Raw genomic sequence first — 940 nt, forward strand, 5'->3', positions numbered from 1 at the left:
GGGCTGGAGCGGCTGTTGGGGAACCGGACGGCCCTGATCATCGCCCACCGGCTCAGCACCGTCGAGACCGCCGACCGGGTGCTCGTGATGCACGACGGCCGGATCGTCGAGGACGGCAGCCCCGCCGAGCTGGTGGCGGCCGACGGGCGGTTCGCGGCGCTGCACCGGGCCTGGGAGGACTCGCTCGCCTGACGGGTGGCGCGCCCGACGCGCTTTCAAACGTGGCAGAGGGCCTACCCCACGTTCGAAAGTGCGGGTCAGGCGTCGAAGGGGCGGCCCGTCAGGCGCTCGTACGCCTCCACGTAGCGGTCGCGGGTCTTGGCCACGACGTCGGCGGGCAGCTCCGGCGGGGCCTCCCCGCTGGTCTTGTCCCAGCCGGAGTCGGGGCCCGTGAGCCAGTCGCGGACGAACTGCTTGTCGAAGCTCGCCTGGGGGCGGCCGGGCTCGTAGTCCCTGGCGTCCCAGAACCGGGAGGAGTCCGGGGTGAGGACCTCGTCGCCCAGCACCACCTGGCCGGTGGCAGGGTCCACACCGAACTCGACCTTCGTGTCCGCCAGGATGATGCCGGCCTCGCGGGCGATCGCCTCGGCGCGGGCGTACAGGTCCAGGGTGAGGAACCGCAGGCGCTCGGCGGCCTCGGTGCCCACGCGCTCGACCATCTGCTCGAACGTGATGTTCTCGTCGTGCTCGCCGACCTCGGCCTTCGCGGACGGCGTGAAGATCGGCGGGTCGACCCGCGAGCCGTCCCCGAGCCCGGCGGGCAGCGGCAGGCCGGCCACCGTGCCCGACGCGCGGTACTCGGCCAGGCCGGAGCCGGTCAGGTAGCCGCGGGCGATGCACTCCACGGGGAACATGTCCAGGCGCTTGACGATCATCGCCCGCCCGGCCACGGCCGCGGGCACGTCCGCGCTCACCACGTGGTGCTCGACCGGCTCGGCGT

2 protein-coding genes are annotated in these 940 nt (G+C 73.5%); one reads left to right on the forward strand and one right to left on the reverse strand.

All coding sequences use genetic code 11. From position 1 onward, the window contains the following. On the forward strand, window positions 1–192 hold a 192-nt coding region (locus ACFWJO_RS39005), incomplete at its 5' end, for a hypothetical protein (RefSeq protein WP_386872960.1). 65 nt (window positions 193–257) lie between these two features. On the opposite strand, the gene ACFWJO_RS39010 is transcribed toward ACFWJO_RS39005, so the two are convergent. Continuing rightward, window positions 258–940, reverse strand: a 683-nt coding sequence (locus ACFWJO_RS39010) for a phosphoribosylaminoimidazolesuccinocarboxamide synthase (RefSeq protein WP_386872962.1), incomplete at its 5' end; no start/stop codon positions are given.

The sequence above is a fragment of the Streptomyces sp. NPDC127092 genome, from assembly GCF_042722475.1.
Classification (GTDB): domain Bacteria; phylum Actinomycetota; class Actinomycetes; order Streptomycetales; family Streptomycetaceae; genus Streptomyces.